The sequence below is a fragment of the Paraburkholderia elongata genome, from assembly GCF_013177735.1.
In the GTDB taxonomy this organism is placed as follows: Bacteria; Pseudomonadota; Gammaproteobacteria; order Burkholderiales; family Burkholderiaceae; genus Paraburkholderia; species Paraburkholderia elongata.
The window spans coordinates 68,154-93,581 of the sequence record NZ_WOEZ01000126.1 but is presented as its reverse complement, the minus strand read 5'-3'; the positions used below and the strand labels follow the sequence as shown (position 1 = coordinate 93,581).

The 25,428-nt window shown below is 62.4% G+C and carries 18 protein-coding genes; 7 read left to right on the top strand and 11 right to left on the bottom strand.

Annotated elements, in window-relative coordinates; translation table 11 throughout:
* The first annotated feature begins 42 nt into the window (after nt 1-42).
* Complete coding sequence (locus tag GNZ13_RS23820) at nt 43-1,251, top strand: MFS transporter (protein WP_172168671.1); 1,209 nt, start codon at nt 43-45, stop codon at nt 1,249-1,251.
* A 3-nt stretch (nt 1,252-1,254) separates the two neighbouring features.
* Here GNZ13_RS23820 and GNZ13_RS23815 read toward each other — a convergent pair whose 3' ends face one another.
* The 4 genes from GNZ13_RS23815 to GNZ13_RS23800 all read right to left on the bottom strand — a co-directional run bounded on the left by GNZ13_RS23815 (nt 1,255) and on the right by GNZ13_RS23800 (nt 5,968).
* A complete protein-coding gene (locus GNZ13_RS23815) occupies nt 1,255-2,058 on the bottom strand; it encodes a transglutaminase-like domain-containing protein (protein WP_172168668.1) in 804 nt (267 codons plus the stop codon).
* A 98-nt stretch (nt 2,059-2,156) separates the two neighbouring features.
* Complete coding sequence (locus GNZ13_RS23810; RefSeq protein ID WP_172168665.1) at nt 2,157-3,071, bottom strand: transglutaminase family protein; 915 nt, start codon at nt 3,069-3,071, stop codon at nt 2,157-2,159.
* 359 nt (nt 3,072-3,430) lie between these two features.
* Nucleotides 3,431-4,858 carry a DUF308 domain-containing protein gene (locus tag GNZ13_RS23805; RefSeq protein WP_172168662.1) on the bottom strand — a complete coding sequence of 476 codons (1,428 nt, stop codon included), beginning with the start codon at nt 4,856-4,858 and terminating at the stop codon, nt 3,431-3,433.
* Nucleotides 4,859-5,044: 186 nt separating this feature from the next.
* Nucleotides 5,045-5,968 carry a recombination-associated protein RdgC gene (locus tag GNZ13_RS23800; protein ID WP_172168659.1) on the bottom strand — a complete coding sequence of 308 codons (924 nt, stop codon included), beginning with the start codon at nt 5,966-5,968 and terminating at the stop codon, nt 5,045-5,047.
* Between the two features lie 155 nt (nt 5,969-6,123).
* On the opposite strand from GNZ13_RS23800, the gene GNZ13_RS23795 reads away from it, so the two are divergent.
* Nucleotides 6,124-6,447, top strand: a complete 324-nt coding sequence (locus GNZ13_RS23795) for a hypothetical protein (protein ID WP_172168656.1) — start codon at nt 6,124-6,126, stop codon at nt 6,445-6,447.
* 12 nt (nt 6,448-6,459) lie between these two features.
* Here GNZ13_RS23795 and GNZ13_RS23790 read toward each other — a convergent pair whose 3' ends face one another.
* Nucleotides 6,460-7,305 carry a glycosyltransferase family 2 protein gene (locus GNZ13_RS23790; RefSeq protein ID WP_172168654.1) on the bottom strand — a complete coding sequence of 282 codons (846 nt, stop codon included), beginning with the start codon at nt 7,303-7,305 and terminating at the stop codon, nt 6,460-6,462.
* A gap of 384 nt (nt 7,306-7,689) precedes the next feature.
* On the opposite strand from GNZ13_RS23790, the gene GNZ13_RS23785 reads away from it, so the two are divergent.
* Nucleotides 7,690-8,988 carry an O-antigen ligase family protein gene (locus tag GNZ13_RS23785; protein WP_172168652.1) on the top strand — a complete coding sequence of 433 codons (1,299 nt, stop codon included), beginning with the start codon at nt 7,690-7,692 and terminating at the stop codon, nt 8,986-8,988.
* A gap of 49 nt (nt 8,989-9,037) precedes the next feature.
* Here GNZ13_RS23785 and GNZ13_RS23780 read toward each other — a convergent pair whose 3' ends face one another.
* Nucleotides 9,038-10,117 carry a glycosyltransferase family 4 protein gene (locus GNZ13_RS23780; RefSeq protein WP_172168650.1) on the bottom strand — a complete coding sequence of 360 codons (1,080 nt, stop codon included), beginning with the start codon at nt 10,115-10,117 and terminating at the stop codon, nt 9,038-9,040.
* A gap of 154 nt (nt 10,118-10,271) precedes the next feature.
* On the opposite strand from GNZ13_RS23780, the gene GNZ13_RS23775 reads away from it, so the two are divergent.
* Entirely contained in the window at nt 10,272-11,297 is a 1,026-nt protein-coding gene (locus GNZ13_RS23775) for a glycosyltransferase (RefSeq protein ID WP_172168648.1), read from the top strand.
* Nucleotides 11,298-11,339: 42 nt separating this feature from the next.
* On the opposite strand, the gene msbA is transcribed toward GNZ13_RS23775, so the two are convergent.
* Nucleotides 11,340-13,133, bottom strand: coding sequence for a lipid A export permease/ATP-binding protein MsbA (gene msbA, locus GNZ13_RS23770; RefSeq protein WP_172168646.1), 1,794 nt, complete (start codon nt 13,131-13,133; stop codon nt 11,340-11,342).
* Between the two features lie 186 nt (nt 13,134-13,319).
* Here msbA and GNZ13_RS23765 point away from each other — a divergent pair, with 186 nt between their 5' ends.
* Nucleotides 13,320-14,081, top strand: coding sequence for a glycosyltransferase family 2 protein (locus tag GNZ13_RS23765; RefSeq protein WP_172168644.1), 762 nt, complete (start codon nt 13,320-13,322; stop codon nt 14,079-14,081).
* A 165-nt stretch (nt 14,082-14,246) separates the two neighbouring features.
* On the opposite strand, the gene dnaE is transcribed toward GNZ13_RS23765, so the two are convergent.
* On the bottom strand, nt 14,247-17,819 hold the full coding sequence (gene dnaE, locus GNZ13_RS23760) for a DNA polymerase III subunit alpha (protein ID WP_172168642.1): 3,573 nt from the start codon (nt 17,817-17,819) through the stop codon (nt 14,247-14,249).
* A 273-nt stretch (nt 17,820-18,092) separates the two neighbouring features.
* Here dnaE and GNZ13_RS23755 point away from each other — a divergent pair, with 273 nt between their 5' ends.
* Nucleotides 18,093-18,956 carry a sulfurtransferase gene (locus GNZ13_RS23755; RefSeq protein WP_172168639.1) on the top strand — a complete coding sequence of 288 codons (864 nt, stop codon included), beginning with the start codon at nt 18,093-18,095 and terminating at the stop codon, nt 18,954-18,956.
* Between the two features lie 26 nt (nt 18,957-18,982).
* Complete coding sequence (gene gluQRS, locus GNZ13_RS23750; protein WP_172168636.1) at nt 18,983-19,861, top strand: tRNA glutamyl-Q(34) synthetase GluQRS; 879 nt, start codon at nt 18,983-18,985, stop codon at nt 19,859-19,861.
* A 396-nt stretch (nt 19,862-20,257) separates the two neighbouring features.
* On the opposite strand, the gene GNZ13_RS23745 is transcribed toward gluQRS, so the two are convergent.
* From GNZ13_RS23745 to GNZ13_RS23735, 3 genes are all read right to left on the bottom strand, one after another.
* A complete protein-coding gene (locus GNZ13_RS23745) occupies nt 20,258-21,745 on the bottom strand; it encodes a DEAD/DEAH box helicase (RefSeq protein WP_172168633.1) in 1,488 nt (495 codons plus the stop codon).
* A gap of 454 nt (nt 21,746-22,199) precedes the next feature.
* Entirely contained in the window at nt 22,200-23,636 is a 1,437-nt protein-coding gene (locus tag GNZ13_RS23740) for an aldehyde dehydrogenase family protein (RefSeq protein ID WP_172168630.1), read from the bottom strand.
* 113 nt (nt 23,637-23,749) lie between these two features.
* Nucleotides 23,750-25,402, bottom strand: a complete 1,653-nt coding sequence (locus tag GNZ13_RS23735; protein ID WP_172168628.1) for an acetolactate synthase large subunit — start codon at nt 25,400-25,402, stop codon at nt 23,750-23,752.
* Nucleotides 25,403-25,428 lie beyond the last annotated feature (26 nt).

Here is a 25,428-nt window from a genome sequence, read left to right as displayed (position 1 = left end):
TGATAGGATCGGTCTCGACCCATAAACGGCGAGACATGAACGGTGCGCGTCAACCATCAGGCATTCTTCTGCTCGCTGTTTGTCGCGCGTCTCGCCGATCAGGTGCTGCTGTTCCTCGTGCCGCTCGTCGTGTTTCAGACGACACACCAGGTATCGTGGTCAGGTCTCGCGTTCTTTATCGAAACGCTGCCGCGCTACCTGGTCTTTCCCTTCTTCGGCGCCTTGTGCGACCGCATCTCGCCTCTGCGGCTGATGCGGGTCAGCCAGACCGTGCGCGCGCTGGTGTGTTTCGGCGGCGTGCTGGCTTATGCGCTGTTTGGCGGCATCGGCTGGCTGATCGCGCTGTCGGCCTTGTGCGGCGTGCTCACAAGCCAAGGGCTGGTCGCACGCGAAGTGATGCTGCCGAAAATCTTCAGCACGCAGCAGTTCCAGCGTGTGCTCGCCTACTCGCAGTTGGCCGACCAGTTGGGCTTCGTACTGGGCCCGATGCTGGCCGCACTGCTGCTTGGCTTGTGGCGCTGGGAGTCGGTGGTTGGCGCAACCGGCTTGCTGTTTCTGCTTGCCGATGCGGCGCTTCTGCTGTGGCAACGCACCAGCGGCTTTAGCGCCGGTGATCCCCCTCCCGCCGCACCGGGTCACTGGACAATGCCCCTGCGCATCGCGCTGCGCCATGTGCTGATGCTACCCGGCCTGAAAAAAATCGTGCTGCTCGCCGCTGCCGAAAATCTGGTGATCGGCGTGACCCTCGCGACATCCGCTGCGATGGTGACCGGCTTTCATGCGCAATCGAACCGCTACTATGCCGGCCTGCAGACCGCTGGCGCCGTGGCCACGGTGCTGATTCTTTTGACGATCGCGCGTAACGCCTGGCCTGCGCAGACACTCGGCCGGGTCGCGTTCGTCTCGATCTGTGCCGGTGGCGTGATCGCCGGTGCGAGTGCGGCACCTTCGGGTTATGCGCTCGGCTTTCTGCTGATTGTCGGCTTCGACAAGATGTTCAATGTCTACATCCGCAGCGCACGGCAGAAAATCATCCCGCCCGAGGACTACGGCAAGACGACCGGCGTGGTGATCCTGTTGAACAACATGACGCAACCGCTCGCCGGTTTGCTGGTTGGCGTGTTTTCGGCACGGGCGCAAACCGGCTTGCTGATCGTGGTTCTTTCGGTGGCGATGGGCTGCACCGGCGTGGCGGTGTCGATCGGCTCGGCGCTGTTGCGGCGGCGGCGCGCGCTGGTGCTGGGCGAATGAACCCTATATGGCCTCGCACACCACATCGAACTTCAGCAGTTGCGTAGGCCCAAACGCATTACTGATAGCGACATCAGCCGCGTCTCGTCCCCGGGCCATCAAAACTCGCCCCGTACGGGGCACATTATTCCGAGGATCGAACGTCTGCCAGCACCCACCGACATAAGCCTCGAACCACGCAGCAAAATCCATCGTCGCATAAGGCGGTGGCGTGCCGACATCGCTGATATATCCTGTGCAATACCGCGCCGGTATATTCATCGCCCGGCACAATGTCACGGCCAGATGCGCGAAATCCCGGCACACGCCCTTCCTCTCCTGCCACGCCTGCCAAGCGGTCTTGGTCGGCCGCGCGAAATCGTAGCCAAACACAATGTGCTCGTGCACGTAGTTGCAAATCGCATCCACTCGCACGCGACCGAGCGGCATCTTGCCGAACGTCTGCCACGCAAATTCGGATAACAAATCAGTTTCGCAATAACGGCTGCCCAGCAGAAATACCAGCGAATCGTCAGGCAACGCCTCCACCGCATGCTGCTCGGTCAACGGCGGCCGCCTCTCCGGCTCGGACGAGACCTCGAGCACCGCAGTCGTCGACAACGCAAACCGTCCCTGCGGCGCCACGACCCGGCTGCATAAATTGCCGAAGCCGTCGCGATACTGCCTGATCGGCACCGGCGGATCGACCGCCAGCAAATCCGCACTCAGCACGTCCTGCGCGTGCGAATAGTGCGTGTTCAACATCAACATCATCGGCGTCGGTTGCACGCACTCATAGACCAGCTCGTAGCCAACGCGCAATTTCATGACGGCGCCCTCTTCCAGTTGATACGTTCAATCGACACGCCCGGTGAGCAACCTGAGTTGACGCTCCCAGCTAACACGTTCGATTTGTACAAGCCCATTCACCCGGCTCGCCCCTCACTCGCCTTCGTCACACTCACATCGACCTGCAAACCGCGAAACGAATGCGGCGCACCATGCCATGTGCCCCACAACGGCAACGCCTGGTAGTAGTTCCACGCCACCGCCACCCGAATCAGATGGCGATTGCCGACTATGCTGTTGGTCGGATCGAAATCGACCCAGCCGGCGCCTGGCAAAAAGATCTGTAACCACGCATGCGTCGCCCCGCCGCCTTGCGTCGCGTCGTGCTCGGGCACGAACAGATAACCGCTCACAAAGCGCGCCGCGAGACCGAGCGAGCGCACCGCGTCCATCATCAACACGGCGAAATCGCGGCAACTGCCGCTGCGGTTGCGCAAGGTGTCGCCAGGACGGTTCACGCCCTTCTCCGTACGGCGCACATAGAAAAACGTGCTTTTTATTTCGAGCGTCATCGCGCGCAGCAGCGCCATCGTGCCGCCGGTGCCGTTCTTGCCGTTCGCTCCGCCGCCGCCCTGCACAGGAATGAAGCGGCGCGCCCACTCGTCCACGTCGCTGTCCGGATACTGGCGGCTGCGTGCATTCACGAGATCGGACGCTTCCTCGTTGGTGTAGGCGAACGGCCAGTTCACCGCGTACGGCTCGAGCGCGTAATCGGGCATAGGCGTTTCGAAGTGTTCGAGCGTCACTTCGCTATCGAAGCGCAATTCGCTCGCCTTGCCCGCGAAACTCGCGACCGCCACGGAGTTGTCGAACACGTCATGTAACCAGTGCAGCCGCGACGGCGTCGGCGTAATCACCAACTGGTCCGTGACAAGACGCAAGTCGTGGCTGGCACGGGGACGGAACATCATCCGATGTTCGCCGAACCGCACGGGTTCCGAGTAGCGGTAGACGCTGATGTGACGCACCGTGAAACGCTGGGGCTCAGTCATCTGACAGGCCGATCGATGCAACTGGGTTCGTCCTGAGCATCACGTTCACGCTGGTAAAACCCGCTGCCGCAGCAGGCGCTGAGCACCCGGCACGGCTTGATCCTGAATGAGCCACGGCCCAGGTCGGGCGTGGTGGGGCGCTGTCATCGACAAGCTTTCGCTTTGAGCATACACCCGCCATATTGGTTGAAATTACTCATTTGGCGGCAACGCCGCGCCCGTGGAAGTTATCAACAGAATCTGTTTGCAAATCTGTGCATAACTAACCGGCAAAATCGGCAAGCTCTTGATACGCCTGCTGTTTTTACCGTGACGTCGAAGTTGGGCAAGTCGCGCCGCGCGCCTGTCTCAAGCGCACTTCAATCGCGCACGGTACTGGCGGCATGCCCGCGCCCGGCTTCCTGTGAGGCTGGCGCGCCGCGCTCTTCTTCGCGCCATTGCTGCCGCGAACGCACCATTCTGCGTACAGCGAGGCGCGCCATCTTCACCCAACCCGACGGACGCGGGTCGGCGAGCATGCTGAGCGCGCGCGCATAGTCGAGCGTGAGGCCGGGCGTCCACGCCATCGTCGCGGCGCGTTTGCGCAGTTGCGCGGCCACCCACAATTCCGGCGTCGTAATCACGCGCAAAAACGGCCGCCAGCCGCCGAGGCTGCCCCATACGCGCGCCGACGCGCCTTCGATCGCCGCTTCAAGAGCGCGCGATACGCTGCTCGAACAATTGCGGTGCGTCAGGTTGTAGGTCGTGTCCTGACGATAGGTGTCCCAGAAGCGGCGCAGGCGTGCTGGATCGTAATTGCGAATGCGCACCTGAACCGTGGACGGACACCATGCTTTCGACTCGGTCGGGTAATCGGGCTGGAATACGCCGGGCACGTCGTTCTCGCGCGTCGCGCGCAGGAGCCGTGCGAAATCGTCCGGTGAACGATCAATCTCGACGCCCGGATACAAGCTGATATAGATGCCCTCTGGCGATTCGAGCGCGGCATGCCCGGTTGATATCACACCGTTACGATCCACCGCCGCGATATAGCGATCGACGATCAATTGCCGCCGCGCCTCGCTCCTGGACGAGCCCACCGGCGTCCACACATGAACCGTCAACGCGTCTTCATCGGCGGTGGGCGGGCCGTCCCATTCGACTGCGCTTAGCCGACCGGAAGCAACCGCACTCGCAGCGGAGTTGGCTGCATCAGCGGTTGCATCGTCCGAAGCAACCGCGGGATTCGACGCGAGACGCCGCACGCGCGTACTCAGCAAAATCATGTTCCAGCCGCCGAACATCAGGCCGAGGCCGAGGCCGAGACAGTACGGCACGGTGCCCACATAATGCGTCGGATAAGGTTGATAGAAGAAAATCGCCAGCGCAATTTCAACGCCGCCGCCGATCATTGCGAGGCGCCAGGTGCGATAGCGGACGACCTTCGCGGAGACGATCTGCAGCAGACCGTCGGCCAGAAAGAGCGTGCCGAAGATCATCGACAGAATGAAGTTGCCGTGATGATGGCCGGCGAGAATCAGCGCCGCCGCAAAGCAGAATGCGAGGCCCTTCACATAGCGCAGCGTGCGTTGCCCGCCCATGCCGGTCCAGGCGACGGCCAGCGTGGCGAGCCCTTCGAGCAGCAGCAATAAGGCAAACGGCGTGATCGGGAAATAGAGCGCGCTATCGAGTGCGTCGATGAACACCGCCACGCCGAGCACGAGGCTCACCCAGCCGATCAACTGCAACGAGCGCCAGCGCGTGCGCAGGTAATCGACACCCAGCAGGATCATAACCAGTCGAACCATCGCAAGCCCTCCGTGATCGATGCGCCTTGATGAGCGCAATCTTAACCATATTCACGGCGCCGGCGTAGCAGGGTTCGGTGTAAAGGTGGTCTGCGCGCGGCGGCGCTGTCACGCAGCGCCGCTTCGCGAATGCATTGCGCATCGACGCCGCACGGTCGTGGCGAGATCCACTCAGGGAAACGTCACTCAGGCAGCCGCGACTTGCGGCATCGCCTCGCCCTGTTCGCCACCCAACGCGTCGAGCAGATCGCTCAGCATGCGGTCGAGTTCGGCGGTCATCAGCGTGACGTCGGAATCGAAGCGCTCGTCGTCGTTCTGCGCGGTGGGATCGCTCGCTTCCTTGAGGACATCGAGCGGCGCGATACGCTTGATCGTGAGCGTTGGCGTGAGCACGAACGACACCCGATCGTTCCATGTCATCGCGAGCCGCATGCATTGCTTGCCGGCTTCGATATGGCGGCGCATATCTTCGGCGTCCAAAGTATGTCCAACGTAGCGCACGGTCGCGTTGCCTTCTGTCGGCGAGCGCAACTCGGTGTCCTGGTCGAGCGTGAAGCCCGCGGGACCTTCACCGGAAAGCAGCCATTCGGTCATTGCCGCAACCGGCGATTGCGTGACGCGCACGGTGCCGAGCGGCAGTTGATCGATCGACTTCACCAGCAGGCCGCGCACCTCGTCGGCGACTGCTTGCGAGCCCGCATCGATCACGAGCCAGCCGTTTCGGGTATCGATCCACACACGCGTGTCGCGGCGGATGCTGAAGGCGCGCGGCAGCAGTTCGTCGGTCACCTGTTCCTTGAGTTCGCGCATCTGCTTGCGGCCGGGTTTGAAGCCCTGCTGCTCTTCGAGTTCGAGCGCACGCGCCTTGGTCACTTGCGTGACGACCGAAGCGGGCAGCAGTTTCTTTTCGGCGCGAAACACCAGCAGCATCTGGCCATTGAGCGAATACACCAGCGAGTCATTGTCGCGTGGCGACGCCCAGCCGTGGCTTTGCATCTCGACGCTGTTGCCGGACGCGAACGCGTGCGGCGCGAGCCATTTCTCCATTTGTTCATGGGTTACGGACCACGGAGCGGGAAGACGGTGCAACTGAAGGTTTTTGAACCACATGGGCAGGGTCTTGTACGGGCAAAGCGCGTCATTCTATATGACGGCGAAGATGGCGCGGACAAGCCATCGTGGTTTGCCGCATCAGTCTTACGGCGCGCTTCAGGTTCAAATCACCTAGACTTTCTGATAGACGCACGACATAGACGGAGGCGGCCATGGCCGATGAAACCGCACCCTGGCAGATGGTGGAGTACGAGGGTTTCGAAATTCACGTGGCGCCCTTCCTGAAAAGCCCGCCCGACGAAACGAAGCCGCCGCCAGCCGCGGCTGATAATCGCTACACGTATGTCGGTTACGTGTGCCATCCGGGCGCCGATCCGACCATCCCCGGGCACACGGTACCCTTCCATGCGGACGGCGAAGAGAGCTTTGCCGGCAAGGATGAAGCGCTCTACGAAGGGGTGCATGTTGGACGCAGTATCGTCGACGGCACGCATCCGGATTTGACGGTGCTGCCGCTGGTGACGGGCGGCGTGTAACGCACGCCTGCTTCAGCTGAACGCGCGCTTGATGCGCGACTTGAGCAGCGCGCGCCGCAGGCGGCCGGTCCGCTCGGGTTCGCTGACCGCCTGGCCGCCTTCTACCGCCGTGCCGCGCCGCAGAAAATAACGGTCGAAAGTGGCTTGCGTCATGCCCCACTTGTTCAGGAACTGGCGGCGCCCATCGTTCTTGACGACCTTACCGGTGCTCTTCTGCTGAAAGTGATAAACCAGACTGTCGCCGACGCCGAGGAACACCCGGCAACCGGCGTCCCACAGCTTCATCGAAAAGTCGTTGTCGCTGCTCATGCCGGGGCTCAATTCGCTGCTATAGCCGCCGACCTTGTGCCACCAGTCGCGATGCACGAGCGTTGGCGGCCACGTGGCGCCACGCCAGTCGGCGCGCACGAGTTTCGGCGTGGCGGCCACCAGGTCGTCGGCGCGGAAATTTTCCACGTCGCGGCCGAAGTTCTGCACGACGACGCACGGATTGCCGGAGTCAACCGGCTCGATCATCGTGCCGGACAACATGAACAGATTGTCGGCCGGCATCTGCGCGAGACGCCTGATAAGCGCGTCGTCCCAGCCGGGGCAGCAGTACATGTCGTCGTTCATGTAGACGATGTAGTCCTGCGTGGCGCGCGCCGCCGCGATATTGACCGCGTGACAGATGCCGATATTGCCGGGCGATGCGGTGTGTTCGATACCCTCGTCGCGCACCCAGGCTAGCGTGCCGTCCGAGCCGTCGTTCACGTGCACGATGATCTGATGCGTGTGCGTGGAATGACGCCGCAGGCTCTCGATCACGAGCCGCAGGTAAGGCAGGTTGTTCCAGGTCGGGATGATGATTGAGAACATCGATTCGGTCCGTTGAGCTTGGCGTCGGAGAAGCGCAGGCGGCGCGAGTGCCTGCGGGCGCTGCGGGAACCTGGCACCGCACCGGTGGCCCAAACAGCATCGCCCATAAGTTTCGCCCGGGATTGTACCGCCGCCGCCCGCTCATACGACAAATACCAGGGCTCGAAAGCCATGGCGGCTGTCTTCGAGCAGGACTTTCCGCGCAAGGCGGCACCGATTGCCGCGCCCCGCCGAAGGGCAACCTGCTATGTGCTTCGGCAAGCATTTTGCAAGGAGACGCGCGGTTATAATCGCGATCGCTCTACCGTCTTAAAAAATGCCCCAAGGATCCGGCCATAGCAACTCCACCACCGGAACGGTAGTGTTCTTACATATTGTTGCCCTATGATTTTTGCTCCCAGTCTGGTCTGGCTCTGCACAGCCCTGCTGTTTTTCGCGCCCGCAGTCAATCTCGTGTGGCGCGGCGGCACGGGCTACTGCTTTTTCGCGATTCTCGCGTTGGCGCTCGGCGCCGCCGTGGCCAACCGGCGCACGCCAGGATACTTCTCCGGCCTGCGCACCTACCGTTGGTTCACCATCGGCATGCTGGCTTTCGTCGTAGCAATCGCCGTCCAGCAAGCCGTGTTCGGTTATTGGCTGCCGCGTCAGTTCGACGCGTTGTCGCGCTTCGTACTGGCCCTGCCGGTCTTTCTGCTGCTGCGGCAATTGCCGTCCCGGCATCTGCGCGTGATCGGTTGGGGTTGTGCCGCCGGCGCGCTGGCGGTGGGCATCTGGGCGCTCGTCGATCAACCCGCCGGCGGCTGGACGGATGCGAATCGTCTGAACAATTCTTATACAAATGCGATTCCGTTCGGCGATACGGCGCTGCTGCTCGGCTTTCTCTCGGTTTTCACTTTAGGCTGGGACAAGCCGCGTGACTGGCGCGTGCTAGGGCTCCGACTGCTGGCCCTGGTGTGCGGCGGTTACGCGTCATATCTATCGGGCAGCCGCGGCGGCTGGCTGGCCGTGCCCGTGTTCGTCGTCCTGCTCGGCATGCAGTATCAGTGGTACGCACACAAGAAGCGTCTCCTGATAGCGACGCTGGTAATCGTGCTCGGCGCGGGTGCGCTGCTGTCGACCGAGCGAATTCAGAAGCGGCTCGGCGAAGTCGGGAACGATGTTTCGATGATGCATCAGGGCGAAGACTACACGTCGGTTGGGCTGCGCTTACAGTTGTGGAATGCGTCGCGGCTGATCTTTACGCATCATCCGGTGTACGGCGTCGGCAAGGGGCGTCTGGTGGACGAACTGGGTGTGCTGGCCAAGCGTGGCGAAGTGAAGACCGAGATCGTCAACGAGCGCGCCCATAGCGACTTTTTCTCGACCCTCGCCGAGATGGGCGCAATCGGCGTGATGTGCCTGTTGCTGTTCTACTATGGCATCTCGGTGTACTTCTGGCGTCACAGGCGGTCGAATGATCCGGCGATTCGCGCGGCGTCCTATGCGGGTCTCGCGGTCGCCACCAGCACGGTGATTTTCGGACTGACCATCGACGTCCTCGTGCCGATCATGGTCACGGTCCTGCTCGCGCTGCTGATCGCTACGTTTTTAGCGGTGATCGATGCGCGCAAGCGTGAATTGGCTACGGCGCAATCGGCAGGGTCAAGCGCCGCCCGTCAGACCACGACCGGCGTCAAGGCCTGATTCGCCCCCATTTCAGCCGCGCCCGGCATCCGCGCGCGGTGCGGCGGGCTCAACGCGTGAACATCTCGTAGAGCGCGGCGACATGAGCATCGACGCTCGGGTCGTAGACCAGACTGCGTAGCGGCTCCGCGATGCGCGCGTAGCCGCCCTGCACACGCTCCACCGCGGCCTGAATGGCGCGCTCGAAACTCCCCGCCGACTGCCGCGAAAACTCGATCTTCGCCGCACCGGTGACCGTCTCCGCCGATCCGACGTTATCTGCGATCACAAGCGGCGTGCCGCACATCACCGACTCGACTCCCACCAGACCAAACGGTTCGTACGCCGACGCCACCACGGTGAAATCGGCTGCGGCGAACAGTTTTTCGATTTCTTTGCAGTACCCGACATAGCGAATAGTGTTGCTGGTTTTCGGCACCGGCCGGCCGGCCACGACCAGGCAAACCGGCAGCGTGGTCTGTGCAAAAAACGCTTCCAGCAAGGGATAGCCTTTGCGTTCATGACTGGTCGACGAAAACACGAAGATCACGCGGCCTTCGGGCAGATCGAACTGGCGGCGCACCGCCGCTCGTTCAACATCGTTCAGCGGCTGGAAGCGTGCTGTGTCCACCGGCGGATAGAGCACGTCGATACGGTCGGCCCGCACGCCGTAAAAGCGTTGCAACTCGCGGCTCATCAATTGCGAGTGCGCGACGATCGAACGCGCCTGCGAATAGACGCGCCGCTCCATGTCGATCTGCCATTCGTCGCTGCGGCGCGCGGCGCGGCCGGCGGCCTCGAGCGAACCCGGATGCGTGCCACCGCACAATGCGACGTCGGCATGGGTGGAGTGATTGATCGCGAAGACGCACGCCGGACGATGCCGTTTCAGCCGTTGCTTGAGACGCCAGTCGAACGCCAGGTTGCGAAGCTTGCGCGGCGCCCAGCGGACATTGAGCGGTTGAGCGTCGATCCATGCCGCCTCAGGCAGCGCGCGATCGATCTCGCGGGCGAAGAGCGTAGGACGCAGCCCCATCCGATGCAAGCCGGCAATCACGTCGCGCGTGTAGCGTTCGGCGCCGCCGCTATTTTTCAGCGCCTGGGCGGTCAGGGCGATGTCGGTGACAGGACGCCGGGTCGGGTCGGACAAGGAACGGTTCTCTGTGAGGCGCCCGCGTGGCGAAGAACCGCGCGATCTGGTTTTCGGGACAGCGGCAATTGTAAAGGATGGGCTTGGGGCGCTACATGACGCAACCCTCCCGTCACCGATTAGAATCTAGCCGAACCGCACCCCAACCTATTCCATGACCGATAGCCCGTCGACAAACCTTGCCTCCACGCCGTCTGACTCTGACCGCCCGCTGGTATCGATCCTGCTGATCACCTACAACCAGGAAAAGAAGATCGCCGACGCAGTGCGCAGCGCACTCGCACAAACCTATGCACCGCTCGAAATCATCATCTCGGACGACGCCTCCAGCGACGCCACGTTCGCCGCGATCGAAGCCGCGATCGCTGGCTACCGCGGACCGCACAAGGTGATCGCGCGCCGCAACGCGGTCAATCAGGGCATTTGCGCGCATCTGTCGCAACTCGCGCAAATGGCGCAGGGAGAGCTGCTTTTCGTTGCCGCAGGCGACGACATGTCCGCGCCGAACCGTTGTGAGCGGGTGGTCGACTTCTGGCTCGCGCACGATCGCCGCCCCGACCTGATCGCCACCGACCTCGCGGATATGGACGAAGCCGGCAACGTCCACGAACGGATGACGCCAACCGAACTCGACACCTATCGCAGTTTCGACGACTGGCTCGCCAGCCGCCCGTGGCTCATCGGCGCCGCGCACACATGGACGCGACGGCTGTTCGAGCGCTTCGGCCCCATGCTGCCAGGCGCCGCCGCGGAAGATCAGATCATGGTGCTGCGCGCGATCCTGTCAGGCGGGGCCGCGAGTCTGCGCGAGCCATTGGTGCGCTACCGGCGCGGCGGACTGTCGCGCAAACGCCGTTATGGATCGGTGGATGAGTTGATTACGCGAATGCGCCAAAGTAATCGCTATGGGCTCATGGAACTCGCGCAGTTGCAGCGCGACGCCGATATCGGCGGCGTGGGCGAACGCATGCGCGCGGCGATGGCGCCCAAGCTCGCGCGCGAACAATTCATTCACGCGATGTTCGAAGCCGGCGGCCTTGGCGAACGTATTGGACTGCTCACACGCAGTCCCAAAGTGAAGCTCGGGTTGCGCATCCGCATGTTTCTGTACGTGACATGTCCGGCAGTCTACGCGCCGGGAATCTGGCTCAAACGAATCGTGCGAAAAAACGGCCGCTGAAACGGCCGGCCGCGAGGCGATCAACCCAGCCACCAGGCCAGATCAGGCTGCGTCTTGCTGGAACTGGATGCGATGCAGATGCGCGTACAGCCCGCCTTGCGCCAGCAGCTCGCGATGGCTGCCGCGCTCGACAATACGCCCTGCTTCCATCACCAGAATCCGGTCGGCGCGTTCGATGGTCGACAAACGGTGCGCGATCACGAGCGTGGTACGGCCCTTCATCAAGGTTTCCAGCGCCGCCTGCACGTGGCGTTCGGATTCGGAATCCAACGCCGAGGTGGCTTCGTCGAGGATCAGGATCGGCGCGTTCTTATAGATCGCGCGCGCGATCGCCAGACGCTGACGTTGACCGCCCGAGAGCATCATGCCGTTGTCGCCGACCAGGGTATCGATGCCATTGGGCATCGCCTCGACGGTATCCCACAGGTTCGCCGCGCGCAGCGCCGCCTTGACCTTGTCCGGATCGGCCGTCTGCCCATAAGCGACGTTGTTGGCCACCGTGTCGTTGAACAGCACCACGTCCTGGCTCACCATCGCGATCTGGCTGCGCAGCGCGTGCAGGCCGTATTCCGGCAACGCGACCCCGTCGACCAGAATCTCGCCACCGGTCGGATCGAAAAAGCGCGGCAGCAAGTTCACCAGCGTGGTCTTGCCGCTGCCCGACGGGCCCGCCAGCGCGACCATTTCGCCCGGCGCCACCTTGAACGACACATGGTCGAGCGTGTGGCGGTTGTGCGTGGCATTGCTGCCGTAGGTGAACGAGACGTCGCGGAATTCCACTTCGCCGTGGGCGCGCTCGAGCGGCTTGCCGCCGCCCTCCGGTTCGGACGGCTCGTCGATCAGGCCGAAAATCAGTTCGCACGCCGTCATGCCGCGTTGCAACGGCTGGTTCACGTCCATCAGGTGCTTCAGCGGCGAGATGATCAGCAGCATCGACGTGACGAACGCCACAAAGCCGCCGACGGTGGTCTGATCCGACGACGACTGCACCACCGCGATCGTAATCACCACGGCGAGCGCGATTGACGCCAGGAACTGCGTCAACGGTTGCGCGAGGCCGCCGGAGACGATCATGCGCATCGCGTAACCGCGCAGACGCTTGCTCATCGCCGTGAAGCGGTCCGTCTCGTACTGCTCGCCGTTGTGCACCTTGACGACCTTGTAGCCACCCACCGTCTCTTCGACGATGTACGACAGCTCGTTGGTCAGCAATTGATGCTCACGGTTCAGGCGCCGCAAACGACGGTTGATCTTGCCGACCAACCAGCCGATCCCCGGCAGCAGCACCGCGACGATCAGCGTCAGGCGCCAGTTCAGATAGAACAGGTAGCCGAGCAGGAAGATGACCGTCAGCGAATCGCGCACCAGCGTGACCATGACGCTCAACAGCACGTTGAGAATCTGGTTCACCTCGAAGACGATCGCGTTGATCACCGTGCTCGCGGTTTCGCGCTGGAAGAACGCCACGCTCGTGTGGATCATGCGGTCGAACATCTTCAGGCGAAGTTCGAGCAGGATCTTGTTCGACACGTAGGCGAGCAGATAGCCGGACGCGTATTGCGACACGCCGCGAACCAGCGCAAGGCCAATGACCGCGGCCGGCACGAACCACTTGGCATTGTCGCTGGCATGCGCGCCGAAGCCCTTGTCCAGCAACGGCTTGAGCAAGGCGGGAATCGCCGCGTCAGTGCTGGCGCTCACGGCCATGGCGATGATCGCGCCGACCACCACCCACAGCAGCGGCTTGATATAAGGCCATAAGCGTCGAAAGACGACGGCAGGCGACGATGCCTCACCTGAACCGATGGGTTTGCTTAACGTTGGCTTCGCGCTCAAGGAATCCTCTGAGAAGGCGGGACAGCATCCGCACAGCGGGCGGAATGCCTGACGCGCGGAATATCAAAAAACAGCATTGTAAACGGTTGGGGATAATGGCCGGGGGTTATGGATCGGCCGGGTTGCGCTGGGTTGTATACTTGCGCGACCCGTTCCGCCACCCTGCACCCTCCACGCAATTCAGGTATGCAAGAAACCACCCTCGGCGTCGCCATCATCACCAAAAACGCGGCGGCGCGACTGGCCGAATGCCTGCAGGCCGTGGCCTTCGCCGATCAGATCGTCGTGATCGACGGCGGCAGCACCGACGGTACCGCTGACATTGCTCGAGCACACGGCGCGCACGTGCTCGAGCAAACCGACTGGCCGGGCTTCGGTCCGCAAAAGAACCGCGCCGTGGATGCGCTCACCACCAGTTGGATTCTCTCTCTCGACGCCGACGAGATCGTCTCGCCGGAACTGGCCGCGGCGATCCGCGCGGCGCTGGCCGCACCCACCGCCGATGTCTACGCGGTGGACAGGTTGTCGAGCTTTTGCGGCCACTGGATTCACCACAGCGGCTGGTATCCGGACTGGATTCCGCGCCTGTTCAAACGTGGCGCCGCGCGTTTCTCCGACGACCTCGTGCACGAGCGCCTGGTGTTCGACACGTCGTCGCAGCGCCTGACCGGCAAACTGATGCATTACTCCTACGAAGACTTCGAAGGCGTATTGCGCAAGCTCGACGCGTATTCGACAGCGGGCGCACAGCAACGTCATGCGGCAGGCAAGCGCGGCAGTTTTGGCAAGGCGCTCGGGCGCGGCGCCTGGGCCTTCGTGCGGACCTATGTGTTGCGGCGTGGATTTCTCGACGGCCGCGCGGGTTTCATGATCGCGGTGTTCAACGCAGAAACGGTTTACTACCGGTTTTTGAAGCTGGCGCGGATGGGGGAGAAGGCGCAGCGCTAGTGGCCAGGGCTCGTTGATGGGGGCCGATTGCGCGTTGGCGGTGCTCTGCATTCGTTAGCCACGGGCAAGCGGCAATTGGCATTCGGCATGGTCCGAACCAGCATAGCGTCATGGCCACGGCTCGCAAACGGTTTGCCCACGCGCGCCGCGCGGGCAAACCAGCCATCAATAGACGATTTCGATCGAGCTTCCAGCAAACTCGCCGCGCAAGGCCGCGAGCAATTCGTCGGTCGGCTTTACGCGCCACGCATCGCCCAGACGCATTTCACCTTGTGCATTCTCGCTGCGATAAACCACCTGCACGGCGAGACCGTTCGGAATCTGCACAGCTTGGCGCTGACCACCACCGCCGCCATAGCCCCCGCCGTTGCGGCCACCTCCATTGCCACCACGCGATGACGCGGCCGGCGCCGGTACAGCTTGTGGCTCGTCCTTACCCGCGCTATGCGCTTCGAGCACGCGCCGCAATGCCGACGCGTCCGCGTTGCCGTTCATCTGCACCTTCACGGCTTCCGCATAACGGCAACGGGCGCGGCCGAGATCCATCACCGTATCGACGGTGAAGCGGATGCCGCCCGTGAATGCGTCGTTACGCGCCGAGCCCTGCACGACTAGCAGTTCGTCTTCCTTGAACAACTGCTTGTGCGCTTCGAAGGTCTCGTTGAACACGGTCACTTCGCATTGGCCGGTGCCGTCGTCGAGCAGCGCGATCAGCATCTTGCCGCGCTGTGTCATCTGCGTGCGCAGCGACGCGATCACGCCAGCGACAAGCTTGTCGCGCCCTTCCTTCAGTTCGCCGATCTTCTGGCGCACGAAACGGCGCACTTCGTCCTTATAGGCATCGAACAGATGGCCCGACAGGTAGAAGCCGAGCGCGCCTTTCTCTTCCTGCAGCTTCTTCTTTTCCGGCCATTCCGGCTCGTCGACCAGTTCATGACCTTGCGAGGGCGCGTCGCCCATGTCGAACAGGCCCGCCTGCATCGCGTTGGCGCTCGCCTGCTCGGCCGCTTCCATTGCCAGCGAGACAGAGGCGATCAACTGTGCGCGGTTCGCGTGCAGCGTGTCGAACGCACCCGCGCGGATCAATGCTTCCACAGTCCGCCGATTGACGATCCGGCGGTCGACCCGGTTGCAGAAGTCGAAGATGTCGATGAACGGACCTTCTTCGCGTGCGCGCAGGATTTCTTCGATCGCGTTCTGGCCGCTGCCCTTGATCGCGCCGAGGCCGTAGCGAATCGTTTTCGACCGCTTGCCGTCCGTTTCCGCGACCGGCTCGAAACGGTACGCCGACAGATTGACGTCCGGCGGCAGCACGGCCATCTTGTTCGTGAGACAGTCCTCGAACAGGATCTTGACCTTATCCGTGTCGTCCATGGCGAGCGACATATTCGCTGCCATGAATTCGGCCGGATGATGCGCCTTCAGCCATGCGGTGTAGTACGCGAGCAGCGCATACGCCGCCGCGTGCGACTTGTTGAAGCCGTAGCCCGCGAACTTCTCCATCAAGTCGAAGATTTCGTCGGCCTTCTCGCCGGTCAGCCCGTTTTTCGAGGCGCCCTGGCGGAACAGCTCGCGGTGCTCGGCCATTTCCTCGGCCTTCTTCTTACCCATCGCGCGGCGCAGCAAGTCGGCGCCACCCAGCGAGTAGCCGCCGATGATCTGCGCCATCTGCATCACCTGCTCCTGGTAGACCATGATGCCGTAGGTCTCTTTCAGAACAGGTTCGACGCGCGGATCCGGATACTCCACCACTTCGCGGCCGTGCTTACGCGCACAGAAGCTCGGGATCAGGTCCATCGGGCCCGGACGGTACAACGCGACCAGCGCGATGATGTCCTCGAAGCGGTCAGGCTGCGCGTCTTTCAGCATGCCTTGCATGCCGCGGCTTTCCAGCTGGAACACGGCGACCGTGTTCGCTTTCTTCAGGATCGAGAACGACGCCGCGTCGTCGAGCGGCACCTGCGCGAGCGACCAGTCTTTCTTCGACGGATCGAGACGGCGGATATAGCGCTCGGCCCAATCCAGAATTGTCAGCGTGGTGAGACCCAAAAAGTCGAACTTCACGAGGCCGACGGCTTCGACGTCGTCCTTGTCGTACTGGCTCACGACGCCGCTTTCGTCGCCCTGCGTATAGAGCGGGCAGAAATCGGTCAGCTTGCCGGGCGCGATCAGCACGCCGCCGGCGTGCATACCGACGTTACGCGTGAGGCCTTCCACGCGCTGTGCGAGTTCGAGCAGCTGATGCACTTCGTCTTCGTTGTCGAAGCGCTCCTGCAAGAGCGGCTCTTCCTTCATCGCGTCGGCGATGGTGACGTGTTTGCCGGGCTTGAACGGAATCAGCTTGGCGATGCCGTCCGTGAACATGTAGCCGAGATCGAGCACGCGGCCGATATCCCGCACCGCCGCTTTCGCCGCCATCGTGCCGAAGGTGGCGATCTGTGACACGGCGTCTGCGCCGTACTTCTCCTTCACATACTGAATCACACGGTCGCGGCCGTGCTGGCAGAAGTCGATGTCGAAGTCGGGCATCGAGACCCGTTCCGGATTCAGGAACCGTTCGAACAGCAGGTTGTAGCGCAGCGGATCGAGGTCGGTCACGCCGAGCGCATACGCGACCAGCGAACCTGCACCCGACCCCCGGCCCGGACCGACCGGCACGCCGTTGTTCTTCGCCCAGTTGATGAAGTCCGCAACGATCAGGAAGTAGCCGGGAAAGCCCATCTTGATGATCGTGCCGCACTCGAATTCGAGGCGCTGGTAATACGTTTCGCGCTGCGCTTCGCGTTCCGCCTCGTCCGGGTACAACTGTTCGAGACGCTTCTCGAGGCCCTCTTTCGACAATTGCACGAGGTAGTCGTCGAGCGACATGCCGTCGGGCGTCGGAAAGAGCGGCAGCTTCGGCTTGCCGAGTTCGAGCGTCAGGTTGCAGCGCTTGGCGATTTCGACACTATTGGCGAGCGCCGACGGAATGTCCGCGAACAGCGCCGCCATCTCTTCTTGCGTGCGGAAATACTGCTCGGACGTAAAGCGCTTCGAGCGGCGCGGATTCGCCAGGATGTCGCCTTCGGAAATACACACGCGCGCTTCGTGCGCGGTGAAATCGTCCGGCGTCATGAACTGCATGGGGTGAGTGGCCACCACCGGCAATTTCAGCGACGCGGCAAGCGCAACCGCCTGCTGCACGTACTGCTCGCCGCCCGGCTGAGCGCACCGTTGCAGTTCGATATAGAAGCCGCCAGGAAACACCTTCGCCCAATGCAAAGCGTTGCGTTTGGCCGCTTCTTCGTTGCCGGCGGCGAGCGCGAGGGCAATGTCGCCCTGTTGCGCACCCGACAACGCGAGCAGGCCTTCACCCAACCCGGATTCGAGCCAGTCGGCTTCGACTTCCGCGCGGCCGCGATACTGGTTGGTGAGCGATGCCTTGCTGAGCAGCTCGCACAGATTCAGATAGCCGCGCCGGTTCTTGACCAGCAGCAGCAAACGGGAAGGCTTCTCGCGGTCGTCCGGATTGGTGATCCAGACGTCGCAGCCGGCAATGGGTTTGACCCCTTTGCCGCGGGCTTCCTTGTAGAAACGGACGAGGCCGAACGCGTTGCCGAGGTCGGTAAGGGCGAGCGCGCCCTGACCGTCTTTGGCGGCGGCCTTGACGATGTCGTCAAGACGCACGATGCCATCGGCAATCGAGAATTCGGAGTGGACGCGGAGATGAACGAAGCGGGGATCTGACATGGGCGACATTGTAACTCCACCCTTCCGGAGTTTTCAGGCCAAAACCGCGCGTTAGCCGTTCGGCTTAGGAGCGAAACGCGGGAGCGCCATACACCGGTGATTTGCGGGCGATTTGAGCTGCCGCAACAGACTGGCCATTCGGCCGAGTCGGAAGAAGCGCCAGCTTGAGGGATAATACGAGTTTCGCCCTATTCGACGTGGCCGCGCCGCATGGAGCCTGATGCGGGCTGCTCAATGCGCCCCATTTTCCGCGCCGCGCACACTTCTTACCGCTGGACACACATGAGTATCGTCAATCTCGCCGCGTATCATTTCGCGACTATCGAAGACACCGCCGCATGGCGCCCGCTCGTCACCGAGCGCTGCAATACGCTCGGCTTGCGCGGCACCGTCCTGCTGGCGCCGGAAGGCATCAACCTGTTCGTCGCGGGCTCGCGCGAAGCCGCGGACGCCTTCATCGACTACATCCGTCACGATGCGCTGTTCGAGGGCAAGTTCGCGAATCTGCAATTCAAGGAAAGCCTGTCGGAAAAGCAGCCGTTTCGCCGCATGCTGGTCAAGCTCAAGCGCGAAATCATCACGATGAAAAAGCCGGCGATCCGGCCGGAGCTCGGCCGCGCGCCGTTCGTCGACGCCCCCACGCTGAAAAGCTGGCTCGACCGCGGCCATGACGACGAAGGCCGCCCCGTCGTCATGCTCGACACACGCAATGCATTCGAAGTGGACGTCGGCACGTTCGACGAAGCGCTCGACTACCGCATTACGAAATTCAGCGAGTTTCCTGAAGTAATCGAGCAGAACCGCGCCGATCTGGAAGGCAAGACGGTGGTGTCGTTCTGCACGGGCGGGATTCGCTGCGAGAAGGCGGCGATCCACATGAAGGAAGTCGGCATCGAGAACGTCTACCAACTCGAAGGCGGCATCCTGAAGTATTTCGAGGAAGTCGGCGGCGCGCATTATCACGGCGACTGCTTCGTATTCGACTACCGCACCGCGCTCAACCCGCAACTGGAGCCGACCGCGACCGTCCAATGCTTCGGCTGCCGCGCGGTGGTGACGCCCGAATCGCAGCAATCGCCGATGTACGTGGCGGGCAAAACGTGTCCGGAATGCCATCCGGACAGCAAGGCGGCACGCGCCGCGTGATGAGAGCAATCTCACCCGTTTAATCCATGACCTATCGTGGACGCTTCGCGCCGTCGCCTACTGGGCCCTTGCATTTCGGCTCACTGGTGAGCGCGCTCGCAAGCTGGCTGGACGCACGCGCGCATGGCGGTGCGTGGCTGGTGCGGATCGAAGACATTGACGGACCTCGCACCGTCCCTGGCGCGGCCGAGGACATTCTGTCGACCCTCGACCGTTTCGGCATGCATGCTGACGAGCCGCCCGTCTGGCAAAGCCATCGTATTGCGCGCTATCAGGAAGCGCTCGATCAATTGAAGGCTACCGGCTTGGTCTATCCATGCGGCTGCACGCGCAAGGAGATTGCTGACTCGCTGCTGCATGCGCACGCGCGCAACACTACGCTCGCCTACCCCGGCACCTGCCGCGACGGCCTGCATGGCAAACGAGCGCGCGCATGGCGCCTGCGCGTACCCGACGGCGACGCGGCGGTGATCACATTCGAAGATCGCTGGCAGGGCACGCAGACGCAGAACCTGGCCACCGAGGTCGGCGACTTCGTCCTGAGGCGCGCCGACGACCAGTGGGCGTACCAACTGGCGGTGGTGGTCGACGATGCGGACGCGGACATTACGCACATTGTGCGAGGCGCGGACTTGATGGATTCAACGGCCCGCCAGATCTACCTGCAGCGTTGCCTGGGCGTACCGACGCCGGAGTATTTGCACGTACCGGTGGTCACGAACGATCAGGGCGAAAAGCTCAGCAAGCAAAACGGCGCAACCGCGCTGGACAACGACAAACCCCTTGATACGCTGAGAGCAGCCGCGCGGCACTTGGGACTTGAGATAAGCGGCAACGAACACACGACGCTAGAAGGTTTCTATGCCGCCGCAACGGCGGCATGGGCAAAGCGCGTGGGCATGTGAGTGCAGCGCAATTAGCGCCCAAAAGCGTCGAAGGCAAACCAAACAGGTTGACACCCGCGAGGCGCCAGCGGAGAGGTCGAGGGGTTTGAAGAAGTACCGCTACGGCGCGCGCAGCGCCGCCGGAAGAATGACGGCTTTGTCACTCACGCCGAATGTGCGAGAACACGGATTCCAGATGCACCACTACTGCAACTGCGCGAGGGACCCGCTTAAGAATTAGCGGTGTGAGCCGCTTTCTTTGCTTATCTTTCTTTGCGGCGGCAAAGAAAGTAAGTGCCTGCCCCGCACAGGGGCGAACGCTAATAGACCAATATCAATTCAAGGAAAGGCCAAAGAAGTCAGATCAAGGAAAGGCCAACGCCACAGGCACACAACCACAACCCAAAAACCAAAAAATCAAGACGACGACGAAGTCTTCCTAGGCATCCCAAACCCACCGAGCAACGCAGCCAACGGCTGCTTAGAACCCGACTTCTGCGGAGCACCAGCCGAAGAAGCAGCCGCCTCCTCAACTTTCCGAATGGATGCCGGCGAAGGCTCATAAGGCTTGAGGAAAAAATCATCCACAGGCTGCGCACGATGATGATGCGGCCGATCGAACGACCCCGAACCCGAAGCCCCCGACCGCCGACGACCGCCCCGCTCTTCACGTCCCTCTGCACGGCCATCAACCCGCTCACGCCGCGGCGGACGCTCTTCATGGTGATGCCGCACCGGCGTATCCACAGTCAGGTGTTGCACATCCAGAGGCCGCTTGATCAGCTTCTCGATATCGGCCAACTGCTTCCGCTCATTCGGGCTACAAAGCGACAAAGCATCGCCAGAAGCACCAGCACGCCCAGTGCGCCCAATCCGGTGCACATAATCTTCGGCGTTAAACGGCAGATCGAAATTGATCACAGCAGGCAGTTCCGCAATATCGAGCCCACGCGCGGCGACATCGGTCGCCACCAGAGCCTCGATCTCGCCACGCTTGAACGCATCCAGAGCCTGCATCCGTTCATTCTGCGTCCGGTCACCGTGAATCGCAGTCGCGACCACACCGTCGCGCTCCAGGCTCCGCGCCAGACGGCTCGCACCGATCTTGCTGTTACAGAACACGATCACCTGCTTGAGGCCGCGGTCACGAATCAATTTAACGACAGCGCCGGTCTTGTCGCCCTCGGCGACCTCATAAACGATCTGCGTCACATTGGTCGCAGTCGAATTGCTGCGCGCGACTTCGATCGTCTGCGGGTCGCGCAGATACGTAGCGGCAAGTTTCTTGATTTCGCCCGAGAACGTGGCCGAAAACAGCAGCGTCTGACGTTCCTTCGGCAGCAGGTTCAGGATGCGCTGCAAATCCGGCAGGAAGCCCATATCGAGCATCCGGTCGGCTTCGTCGAGCACGAGGATCTGCACCTGGCCGAGATTGGCGGTCTTCTGCTGCACGTGATCGAGCAAACGGCCCGGCGTAGCGATCAGAATTTCGACGCCGCGGCGCAACTGCTCGGACTGCGGATTCATGTCGACACCGCCGAACACCACGGCGCTGCGTAGCGCCGTGTGCTTCGCATACGACTGCACGTTCGCCGCCACCTGGTCGGCCAGTTCGCGGGTCGGCGTGAGGATCAGCGCGCGCACCGGATGGCGGGCGGGCGATGCGCTCGTGCTGGCCTGCGGCAGCAAGCGCTGGATGATCGGCAGCGAAAAACTCGCGGTCTTGCCGGTGCCGGTTTGCGCGGCGCCCATCATGTCACGGCCGGCCAGCACGACGGGAATCGCCTGCTCCTGGATCGGCGTAGGGATGGTGTAGCCCGATTCTTTGACGGCTTTCAGGATGTCGGGCGCGAGACCGAATTGATCAAAAGTCGCAGTGCTGGGCGTGACGGCTGTGTCGGACATGGTGGCTTTCGCTAAAAATGCGCTTGGCGCGGTGCGCGCGGCAGCGGTCGGAACCGCAGAGGGCATCAGGATGAAGGCGGAGCCACGGCGTTCCGCACGGGACCCGTCAGTATTACGGGAAAAATGCGGCCGGCTCCGGCCGGCGGAAACACCCGCCGGAAAGGCCGGTATTGTAGCACTTCAGCAAAAACACTCATGGCGCATCTGCCGGCTTTCTGCTTATCTTCCCGCTTACGTAGGCGAAAGCCGGCCGGCAGCGGTTAGGCGCGGGCGTCGCCGGATCGTCGCAACATGTCGCGAAATGACCCTAAACGCCCGCGCGCCTCGCTGGCAGCGTAGTTCGCCTACGCGACAGTTGCGTGACAGCAACCGCCGACCAGCCGCCAACCAGGGAACGGCGGCGCACCACCCAGGCGCCAGGAGCCACTCCAACTCAACCGCCCGCTCGCGCCCGTCACCACGTCTCGCGCATCACCATCAAGCGCATCTCGGTCATATCCTCGATCGCGTAGCGCACGCCCTCGCGCCCGAGTCCGGAATCTTTCACGCCGCCATACGGCATGTTGTCGACCCGGAACGACGGCACGTCGTTGATCACCACGCCGCCCACGTCGAGTAGATCCCACGCGCGATGCGCATGGGCGAGCGAATCGGTGAACACGCCGGCTTGTAAGCCGAAGTCGCTGTCGTTGACGGTGGCCAGCGCGGCGTCGAAATCGTCGAAACGCTCCAGAATCGCCACCGGGCCGAAGGCTTCCTTGCGATAGAGATCGGTGTCACGCTTCACGCCTTCGAGCAGCGTGGCCTCGAACATCGCGCCCTCGACCTTGCCGCCGGCGATGATCTTCGCGCCCGCCTGCACCGCGCTTTCCATCCAGCCGGCGAGACGGTTGGACTCCGATTCGGAGATCATCGGCCCGACAAAGGTCTTTTCGTCTTTCGGATCGCCCATGACAAGCGACTTGGTCTTCACGATCAGCTTCTCGCGCAGCGCGTCGTAGACCTTCGCGTGCACCAGAATCCGCTGCACGCCGATGCAACTCTGCCCCGACTGATAGAACGCGCCGAACGCCAGCCGGTCGACCACATAGTCGAGCTTCCCACCCTGATCGCCGTCGACGATCGCCGCCGCGTTGCCACCCAGCTCCAGAATCACCTTCTTCTTGCCGGCCTTCTTCTTCAGTTCCCAGCCCACCGCCGGCGAGCCGGTGAAGGACAGCAGCTTGAAACGCTCATCGGTGGTGAACAGATCGGCGCCGTCGCGATGCGCCGGAAGAATCGAGAACGCGCCTTTCGGCAAGTCGGTCTCCGCAAGAATCTCACCCATGATGAGCGCGCCGACCGGCGTGCGGCTCGCCGGCTTCAGCACGAACGGCACGCCCGCCGCGATCGCCGGCGCGACCTTGTGCGCGGTCAGGTTCAGCGGAAAATTGAACGGCGAAATAAACGAGCACGGACCGATCGGCACACGCTTCACATAGCCGTGATAGCCCTTCGCCCGCGGCGAAATCTCCAGATTGATGATCTCGCCGTCGATGCGCACCGACTCTTCAGCCGCCACCTTGAACGTATCGATCAGACGCGTGACCTCGCCTTTCGAGTCGTTGATGGGCTTGCCGGCTTCGATACACAGCGCAAGCGCCAATTCGTCGTAACGCTCGCGAAACCGCTTCACGCAATGTTCGAGCACGGCCTGGCGCTTGAACGGCGGAAACGCGCGCAACGCCGGCATCGCCTCGACGGCATAGCCGATCGCTTTGTCGATCGCCGCCGCGTCCGCCATCGCCACACGGGTCGCCACTTCGCCGCTGAATTTATCCGTGACTTCGAGATCGGTGTTGGCGGCCACCGCAACGTTGGCGAGGTAGTACGGGTAAGTCTTGTTCAACATGACGCGTTCTCCTTGATCCAATGCCTGACATCAGCCATGCAGTCAGCAAGGGCTATGCCCCGTTGCCGCTCATGGCTGTTCCGTCCATCACTGTCCCGCTCATAGTTGTGCGCTCATAGTTGTGCACTCAGCCGCTTGATCTCGCGATTCAGCACGCGCTCGTTGTCCGAGTAGTCGATCGGCAGATCGATCACATGCACACCCGGCGTCGCGAAACATTCGCGCAGCAGCGGCGCGAATTCCGCGGCCGATTCAATGCGATGCCCCTTCGCGCCGTAGCTCTCTGCATACGCGACGAAATCCGGGTTGTTCAGCGTCATGCCGTAGTCCGGGAAGTTCATGTTTTCCTGCTTCCAGCGGATCATGCCGAACGCGTCGTCGCGCAAAATCAGGATCACCAGATCGAGCTTCAGACGCACCGCCGTTTCCAGCTCCTGCGAATTCATCATGAAGCCACCGTCGCCGCACACGGCCATGACCTTGCGGTCCGGGTGCACGATCTTGGTCGCGATCGCCGACGGCAGCCCGGCGCCCATCGACGCCAATGCGTTATCGAGCAGCAGCGAATTCGGTTCGTGCGCGCGGTAATAGCGCGCGAACCAGATCTTGTACATGCCGTTGTCCAGACACACGATGCCGTCCACCGGCGTGGTCTCGTAGACGTCGTTGACGATCCGCACCGGGTACATCGGGAAACGGTCGTCGTGCTGGCCCTTGACCAGATGCGCCTCAAAGTGCTGCTTGATCTCCTTGAAGCGCGTGAAGTCCCAATGCTCCTGCCGCTCCTTGAGACTTTCCTTGAGCTGCCACACGGCATTGGCGATATCGCCGACCACTTCGATCTGCGGGAAATACACCGTATCGACTTCCGCGCCGAGAAAGTTGACGTGAATCACCGTCTTCTCGCCGGCGTCGCCGCTGCGCATGAAGAACGGCGGCTTCTCGATCACGTCGTGGCCGACATTGATGATGCAATCCGCGTGATCGATCGCGCGGTGCACGAAGTCGCCGTCGGACAAGGTCGCATTGCCGAGCCACATGGGGTGCGATTCGTCGATCACGCCCTTGCCCATCTGCGTCGTAAAGAACGGAATGCCGATCTGGTCGACGAATTCGCGCAACATCCTGGTGGTGGTCTTGCGGTTGCCGCCCGCGCCGATCATCAGCAAGGGATGCTTCGCGTTCGTAATCGCCTCGACCGCGCGCGCCACGGCTTTTTCTTCGGCGACCGGACGGCGGCTGAAGCTTTTCGGGATCGGATGGCCGTCGCCCTCCTCGTGCGCGACATCTTCAGGCAATTCGAGGTGCGTGGCGCCGGGCCGTTCTTCTTCCGCCTGACGAACCGCCTCGCGCACGGCGGCCGGAATATTGCTGATCGACACGATCTGCCGCGTGTACTTGGTGAGCGGCTCCATCATCCGCACCACGTCGACGATCTGAAAATGCCCCTGCTTGCTGGTCTTGATCGGCTTTTGCCCTGTCACCATCAGCATCGGCATGCCGCCCAACTGCGCGTAAGCCGCAGCGGTCACGAAGTTGGTCGCGCCCGGCCCCAAGGTGGCCAGACACACCCCGGTGCGGCCGGTGAGGCGCCCATACGTGGCGGCCATGAAACCGGCCGCCTGTTCGTGACGCGTAAGAATCAGGCGAATTTTCGAGCGGCGCAGCGATTCGAGCAGATCGAGATTTTCTTCACCGGGGATGCCGAACACGTACTCGACACCTTCGGCTTCCAGCGATTTGACGAACAGGTCCGATGCTTTCATGGAGAGTCTCGCTTGATGAAACGGAC

Bases quoted from the DNA above. Each gene is read 5' to 3' on its own strand.
- GNZ13_RS23815 (WP_172168668.1), bottom strand. From the start codon at position 2,058: ATGAAATTGCGCGTTGGCTACGAGCTGGTCTATGAGTGCGTGCAACCG.
- GNZ13_RS23810 (WP_172168665.1), bottom strand. From the start codon at position 3,071: ATGACTGAGCCCCAGCGTTTCACGGTGCGTCACATCAGCGTCTACCGC.
- GNZ13_RS23805 (WP_172168662.1), bottom strand. From the start codon at position 4,858: ATGGTTCGACTGGTTATGATCCTGCTGGGTGTCGATTACCTGCGCACG.
- GNZ13_RS23800 (WP_172168659.1), bottom strand. From the start codon at position 5,968: ATGTGGTTCAAAAACCTTCAGTTGCACCGTCTTCCCGCTCCGTGGTCC.
- GNZ13_RS23795 (WP_172168656.1), top strand. From the start codon at position 6,124: ATGGCCGATGAAACCGCACCCTGGCAGATGGTGGAGTACGAGGGTTTC.
- GNZ13_RS23790 (WP_172168654.1), bottom strand. From the start codon at position 7,305: ATGTTCTCAATCATCATCCCGACCTGGAACAACCTGCCTTACCTGCGG.
- GNZ13_RS23785 (WP_172168652.1), top strand. From the start codon at position 7,690: ATGATTTTTGCTCCCAGTCTGGTCTGGCTCTGCACAGCCCTGCTGTTT.
- GNZ13_RS23775 (WP_172168648.1), top strand. From the start codon at position 10,272: ATGACCGATAGCCCGTCGACAAACCTTGCCTCCACGCCGTCTGACTCT.
- GNZ13_RS23765 (WP_172168644.1), top strand. From the start codon at position 13,320: ATGCAAGAAACCACCCTCGGCGTCGCCATCATCACCAAAAACGCGGCG.
- dnaE (WP_172168642.1), bottom strand. From the start codon at position 17,819: ATGTCGCCCATGTCAGATCCCCGCTTCGTTCATCTCCGCGTCCACTCC.
- GNZ13_RS23755 (WP_172168639.1), top strand. From the start codon at position 18,093: ATGAGTATCGTCAATCTCGCCGCGTATCATTTCGCGACTATCGAAGAC.
- gluQRS (WP_172168636.1), top strand. From the start codon at position 18,983: ATGACCTATCGTGGACGCTTCGCGCCGTCGCCTACTGGGCCCTTGCAT.
- GNZ13_RS23745 (WP_172168633.1), bottom strand. From the start codon at position 21,745: ATGTCCGACACAGCCGTCACGCCCAGCACTGCGACTTTTGATCAATTC.
- GNZ13_RS23740 (WP_172168630.1), bottom strand. From the start codon at position 23,636: ATGTTGAACAAGACTTACCCGTACTACCTCGCCAACGTTGCGGTGGCC.
- GNZ13_RS23735 (WP_172168628.1), bottom strand. From the start codon at position 25,402: ATGAAAGCATCGGACCTGTTCGTCAAATCGCTGGAAGCCGAAGGTGTC.